The organism is Pseudemcibacter sp., from assembly GCF_965661635.1.
Lineage (GTDB): Bacteria > Pseudomonadota > Alphaproteobacteria > Sphingomonadales > Emcibacteraceae > Pseudemcibacter.
Map to the genome: position 1 here is coordinate 1 of NZ_CBFIEP010000146.1, position 6,443 is coordinate 6,443.

Here is a 6,443-nt window from a genome sequence, read left to right on the forward strand (position 1 = left end):
GAAACAATTTCATTAGAACAAATGCCTTTATTTCCTTAAATTATGAATGCTATTTGGAAAGATATTAAGCAATTGCTTTTTATAAATTATCTCGTTAAATTATTATTGATGAAGTAATTAGTCATGTATTAACATGGGGGATATAATGAAAAAACTTTTTTTATATAATTGTAATCTTTGTAATTCTATTTACAGCTAATTCTCAAAATAATTCAACTGAAGAGAACTTTAGTCATTTTAAAATTGAAAACATTAATGTGCGCTTTAGTGCCGGATATCAATATAGATTAAATGAAGTACTTGCAAATAAACAGTCAGAACTTGATGCTGAACAAGCGAAACTTGATGAAGCTAAATCACGAAGAAAATCTGTAAGCAGAGCGATGCAGAAAATGATTGTTAAAATTAGAGAGTTAACAAAAGAAAGAGATTTTATTTTAAGTGAGATGGCTGATGTTCCTTCCGAAGTTAAACAGGCTACTGAGAAGGCGTTGAGTAAAAAAACTCAAGGAAATCAAGAGGTAACTCTCAATATTCAAATTGCAAGCTTTATTGCTGCTAAAAAAAGACAAGAAATGCGGCCATCTATTCATAACACAATGGCAGGTACTATTAATGTAATTGATAATAAAACAGATAAAATATTCTATTAGCGATATTGATCTTTCTAATTATTCTGCTAATACAGCAGCCTTCATCCAGGGTGCCGCGATAGGGCCGCTGGCATAGTAGGATTTATGTTTCACGGATTACTATCTTCTCATGGCGGACGAACCGATTTAATTGAGGATTTCACAACAAGGACAGTCGAAGCAATATATCCTTCTGATTAAATACTCTTTTTAAATTATTTGTCGAACTCAAACTCAACTGTATAAGTTACATCAGTTGCTATATTTTCTTGATTTAATGGAGGGGCATATTTAATGTATTTTAAATCTTCTGAAAATGTCATTGCCGGTTTAATAAATAATGAATTAGATCGGTCAGAAACAGTTATGTTTATTGGATTGCCCAAATAATCTAAATCAAAATTAAGTGTAACAAACCCCGTTCGACCTTTGCTTAGAGCAGCTCTTGGAAATTTTGGTGTAAGTTTAGCTACCCAAAATATGTCTGATACTTCTGGAACTATTTCTGTAGTATTTTCAATGGTGATAGAGGTCTCATCTATATTTACTAACTCTTCATTTAGCATTGAAACTTTTTCTTCGTATTCTTCTATACCAAAATGATCGCGCATATCAGGACCATTTTGTAAATAATTTTCTTGCAATTCTTGAGCCGTTTTAAAGGAGACTAATACATTCTTTACATCTCCTAATTTTAAATAATTATCTGCCATCATGTAATATAATTGATGACGTCTAGCTCCAGTATAACTTCGCCACCAATTTGTATATTTTATTGATTTTAAATAATCACCATTATTATGTGTAATAATTGCAAGCGTAATAACTGACGCAAGTTTGTATGTAGTTGGTTGTCTCTTTATCTCTAAAAATTTTTCTATTGCTTCAATTGCTTTGTTTTTATCGGAAAATATATAATTAAATCTTTCCAATGCAGCGTAGAAAGGGACTGTTACTTTTTCATCAAAGCCATATGTTCTTAAATCCAAATAAGCTGAAGATGGTACAGAGATATGAGGTTTACCTTGAATATTTATTTCATCTAAAAAATCATGTGCCTTTCTAATCGCGGCTTCATTTCCATATGATCTATAATAATAATCTTGTGATATTTTTGGGTCAAAAATTTGAGCGAAACTTAAATTAGGTATTGTTGAACATAATACTAAAAAAATTATGAAAGTACTTTTTATCATGGATGACCCCAATTATTAATATTACCAGCCGTTGCAGCGTTGCCAAGTTTCTATGATTTCTTGTTCGCCGTCAACCACATTGTAATGATCATAGGCGGCGGCGGTCATGCAAGAGTGGTTAGGTAGTATTCTTAAGTGTGTACCAATCGGAAAAGCGTCAAAGTAAAAGTCTGAGCCATCCTTTGTGGTGATTAAACCATGTTCTTGGTTGGCGCCTGTGACGATTAAATTATCAAGTATATTTCCGTCTAGATCACAAACAATACCATAACCGCAATCGAAATCAGTACCGCGTGTGCTTTGATCCTTGGAAAGAGCCATACCACCGGCATCCGTAATTATACGATTTTGATTAGTTTTATGGCTGATAACAGTGCAAAGCACACTAAGTGCAATATCATTATTGCTGCAACTACCGCGGCCCGCTTGAAAGGCATCTTGAAAGACATAAACACCCGCACGAAGTTCAGTGACGCCTGTAAGGTCCGCTGCATATGTGGCCGTTGGTGTTGATCCGCAGCTTACAACGTCACATTTAATGCCTGCGCCGCGAATATTTTCAGCGGCCCGAACGATTGAAGTGTGTTCATTTTCAGCGGCTTTAATTAAGTCCGCTTCGGTTTCACAATCATAACTTTCCCCAGCGTGGGTTAAAACACCGACAAGTTCAGCACCTTTTCCAGCATCAAGAATTTTTGCAATTTCGATGACCTCTGGTGCATTAGGGGATAAACCAGCGCGGTGCATGTCCACATCGATTTCAATCATGACTTTAATAATGCGGTGAAATTTCTCACCGTATTCAATGATGGCTTTTGCAACATCAACGTTATCAATGATGATTTTTAGATCAACTTCACGATCAAGCAGGTCTTTCACACGGTCTAGTTTTGAAGGGACCATGCTAACGGCATATATAATATCCTTAAAACCTGCATCGGCGAAATATTCCGCTTCGCGTAATGTGGAAACGGTAATCGGGCCAACTGCACCACCGTTGCTTAGTAATGCGATGGGGACGGATTTATTGGTTTTAACATGGGGACGCAGCATTACGCCGAGCTTTTCTGCCCTATCGGACATTTGGCGTAAGTTATTTAAAAGTTTCTTTTTATCGACGATTAAACAAGGTGTGTATAGATCATTTATATTCATTCATTTTTTCCCTAATATAATCGCCGATGGCCAGGCTACTGGTTAATCCCGGACTTTCCATACCAAATAAATTTATCAATCCTTCTATACCATGGGTGTTTTCAAATTGTATATTAAAATCAAGGCCTTTTTCGGATAATTTCGGACGAATTCCCGCATAATCGGGATTTAGTTTTTTTGGGTCAACACTTGGAAAATAACGCTTTACCGCGTTAAAGAATTTATCCTTTAAAATAAGCGGCACATCATAGTCTTCTTTATCAACAATATTAATATCAGGGCCGAATTTTACACCACCACCCGTATCAATACAGAGATGCAACCCTAAACTACCTTTATTGGGAAGGGGGTATACGAGATGCTTAAAGCTAGCTTTGCCGGAATATGAAAAATAATGACCCTTTGCCATGATGCGATCAGGGATTAAATGTGATGGCAGAGCGTCAATTTTTCGTGCTAACTCCTGAGCACCGAGCCCCGCCGCATTGATAAGCATATTGCAGGTGAGGGCATAGCCATCCTTCATAGTGACTTTAAAGCCGGAATTATGTTTTTCAATTGCGTCAATTTCAATGTTATAGGCGATTATGCCGCCATTTTCTTCTATATCGCCAATCATATTGACCATTAATATATGGCTATCGATTATGCCGCTAGAGGGAGAAAGTAATCCTTCTAAGCCCGCGATGTCGGGCTCTAATTTATGAATTTCCTGCTGACTAAGGTTTGTTAAGTCATCAACACCATTGTTCGCCGCTTTTTCTTTGATGGTTTTAAGCTTTTCGATTTCATCAGTTTCACTGGCGACCAGTATTTTACCGCAACGTTTATGGGGAATATGTCGAATGCTCGCATATTGATAGAGCATTTCTTTACCCCGAACACAGAGTTTGGTTTTTAACCAATCGGGGGCAAAATAAAGCCCAGCGTGGATGACTTCGCTGTTTCTTGAGCTTGTCCCCATGCCGAAATGTTTTTCTTTTTCAAGAATTACGACATCACGGCCCATTTCCGCAAGATGTTTACCTACCGATAGACCAATAACGCCCGCGCCAATAATAATAATGTCCTGATGGTCGGTCATGGCAAAAACATTTTCCCTTTGCATGATATAATTGTCATGTTATAAGATATCATCTTTCAGTGTGATTTATAGTTTTTTATTCTAAATTTATAATAAATGTTAAAACATAAATCGTCTAAACACTATAGGGAAAAACGGGCAATTTTTAAAGGCCTTTCGAATAACATAAAGGAAAAAAGTATGAAAAAATTTGGTGCACAAAACCGCAGAAATTTCATGAAAGCTGCTGGTGTTACAGCGCTTATGTCTGCCGCAGGTTCTGGTAGTGCTATGGGCATGGGAATGGGACAATCTCGTGGTTCAGGCAAAGGATATAATTTCGATGATATCTATAGCCGTATCGGCGTAAATTCAGTAAAATGGGATAGCGCGATTAGACGTTATGGTCGTGATAATATCACTGTACCAATGGGGATTGCTGATCTTGATTTCAAACAACCTCCTTTTGTTGTTAGTGCTCTTAAAAAGCGCGCTGAATATGAAAACTACGGTTATGAAACGCTTCCGGATAGCTATTATCAAGCGATTATTGACTGGAATAAAGAACGTTATGGTCAAGAGGTTAAAAAAGAATGGATCAGAAATTCATCAGCGCTTAAGCCTGGTATGATTTCTTCTATGCGTGGTCTTAATCCAGTTAAAGGTAAAGTCATTATCTTCACACCAACATATTCTGGTTTCAATGGCGCGATTACAAAAGCGGGCATGACACAAGTTATGAGCCCGATGAAGAAAGTAAATGGCCGTTGGAAAATGGACATGGAGGCATTTAAAGAGCGTCTTGATTATGAAACAAAATGTGTGATTCTTTGTAACCCGAATAACCCGTCTGGCGAATGCTGGACAGCGGATGAACTTCGTGAACTTGGTGATGTATGTATGGAACACGGTGTTACTGTTCTTGCAGATGAAATCCATTGTGATTTCGTAAATAAAGGACAAAAATTTGTTCCTTATGCTTCAATCGGTGAAAAATATGCAAATTCAAGTATTACTTACCGTTCACCATCAAAAACTTTCGGTCAAGCGAACTTGAAAGTTGCCTATTTCTTTACACAAAACCAAGATCTTATGAATGCGACAATGATTGGTGGCGGACATGATGCTGGTTGTAACTCATTTGGTCTTATTGCCTGTGAAACAGCATTCCGTGAAGGTGCGCAGTGGGTTGATGATGTTCAAGAATATATCGACGGTAACTTTGATTACCTTGTTGAATATGTAAATAAATCAGGCAACATGCCAGGTGTAGAATATTCTAAACCAGAAGGAACATATCTAGCATGGCTCGATTGTAACGGCATCATTGATAAGGTGATTACAGACGAATACCGTAAATCATATCATGACAAAATGAGAGATGCCGGTCGTCGTCATAGTGGCCTTACAAAAGAAATGGCCTTTGGTGAGTGGCTTGTTGAAAATTCAGGCGTTCAGCTTAACGCAGGTAGCGGATACGGTATCGGTGCAGAAGGCTTTATGCGCATGAACATTGGTGTTCCACGTTCAAGCCTTGAAAAAGCACTCGGTCATATGAATGATGCTTTAAAGAAAGCTATGTAAGCTAATTAAAAGAATATTGGGGAAGGGCTGCTCTACCACTTGGAAGGGCGGCCCTTTTTTATTATAAGTGCTTACCTTCTATGGCGTTTTGGATGGATGGTTGAAGGTACGTTTGCCTCGATAAGTTGAATGATTTTCTCGGCAATATTTTTACCCGACGCTTTTTCGATCCCTTCTATTCCTGGTGAGCTGTTCACTTCGAGAACTTTTGATCCTGTGTCCGTACGAATGATATCAACTCCTGCGACGATCAATCCCAAGACACGTGCAGCTTTAATAGCAATATTTCTCTCTTCTTTGGTAAGTCTGACTTTTTTTGCGGTACCGCCAGCATGTAAATTTGACCTAAAGTCGTCATCACCTGCTGTACGCATCATGGCGCCGACAACACGTTTTCCAACAACAAAACATCGAATGTCAGATCCTGCTGCTTCCTTTACAAATTCCTGTGCAATAAAATGTGCATCAAGCCCTTGAAAGGCGCTTATCACCGCTTCGCCTGCTTTCTTTGTTTCCGCTAGTACCACACCGCGCCCTTGTGTGCTTTGTAGCAGTTTTAATACTGTTGGCGATCCTCCAACCAAATCAAGCAAGCTATTTGTATCCTTTGGCGAATTGGCAAAAGCTGTGGTTGGCATAGGAATTCGGTGGCGTGCTAAAATTTGATGTGCGGCAAGTTTATCACGTGACGCGCCAATCGATGATGCACTATTTAAACAAAATGTTCCCATTGCTTCGAATTGGCGAACGATAGCCATTCCATAAAATGTAAGAGAGGCACCAATGCGCGGAATTACGGCATCATAAGGAGGT

The 6,443-nt window shown here is 38.3% G+C and carries 6 protein-coding genes; 2 read left to right on the forward strand and 4 right to left on the reverse strand.

Annotated features, from left to right (window positions below; genetic code table 11):
* Window positions 1–257: 257 nt before the first annotated feature.
* The gene (locus ACTF6W_RS09740) at window positions 258–653 is read left to right on the forward strand and encodes a hypothetical protein (RefSeq protein ID WP_438994348.1); all 396 of its coding nucleotides are present in this window, start codon (window positions 258–260) and stop codon (window positions 651–653) included.
* A 194-nt stretch (window positions 654–847) separates the two neighbouring features.
* Here ACTF6W_RS09740 and ACTF6W_RS09745 read toward each other — a convergent pair whose 3' ends face one another.
* Genes ACTF6W_RS09745 through ACTF6W_RS09755 form a run of 3 tightly spaced genes read right to left on the reverse strand, consistent with a single transcriptional unit; the run spans window position 848 to window position 4,067 of the window.
* Window positions 848–1,828 (reverse strand): energy transducer TonB, encoded by a 981-nt coding sequence (locus ACTF6W_RS09745; RefSeq protein WP_438994349.1) that lies wholly within the window; start codon window positions 1,826–1,828, stop codon window positions 848–850.
* 21 nt (window positions 1,829–1,849) lie between these two features.
* On the reverse strand, window positions 1,850–2,983 hold the full coding sequence (locus tag ACTF6W_RS09750; protein WP_438994350.1) for an alanine racemase: 1,134 nt from the start codon (window positions 2,981–2,983) through the stop codon (window positions 1,850–1,852).
* Window positions 2,970–4,067 (reverse strand): NAD(P)/FAD-dependent oxidoreductase, encoded by a 1,098-nt coding sequence (locus ACTF6W_RS09755; RefSeq protein WP_438994351.1) that lies wholly within the window; start codon window positions 4,065–4,067, stop codon window positions 2,970–2,972. Before ACTF6W_RS09755 ends, ACTF6W_RS09750 begins: the two co-directional genes overlap by 14 nt.
* A 180-nt stretch (window positions 4,068–4,247) precedes the next feature.
* On the opposite strand from ACTF6W_RS09755, the gene ACTF6W_RS09760 reads away from it, so the two are divergent.
* Window positions 4,248–5,630 (forward strand): aminotransferase class I/II-fold pyridoxal phosphate-dependent enzyme, encoded by a 1,383-nt coding sequence (locus ACTF6W_RS09760; RefSeq protein ID WP_438994352.1) that lies wholly within the window; start codon window positions 4,248–4,250, stop codon window positions 5,628–5,630.
* A gap of 71 nt (window positions 5,631–5,701) precedes the next feature.
* On the opposite strand, the gene ACTF6W_RS09765 is transcribed toward ACTF6W_RS09760, so the two are convergent.
* The coding region (locus tag ACTF6W_RS09765; RefSeq protein ID WP_438994353.1) for a RimK family alpha-L-glutamate ligase at window positions 5,702–6,443 on the reverse strand (742 nt) is incomplete at its 5' end.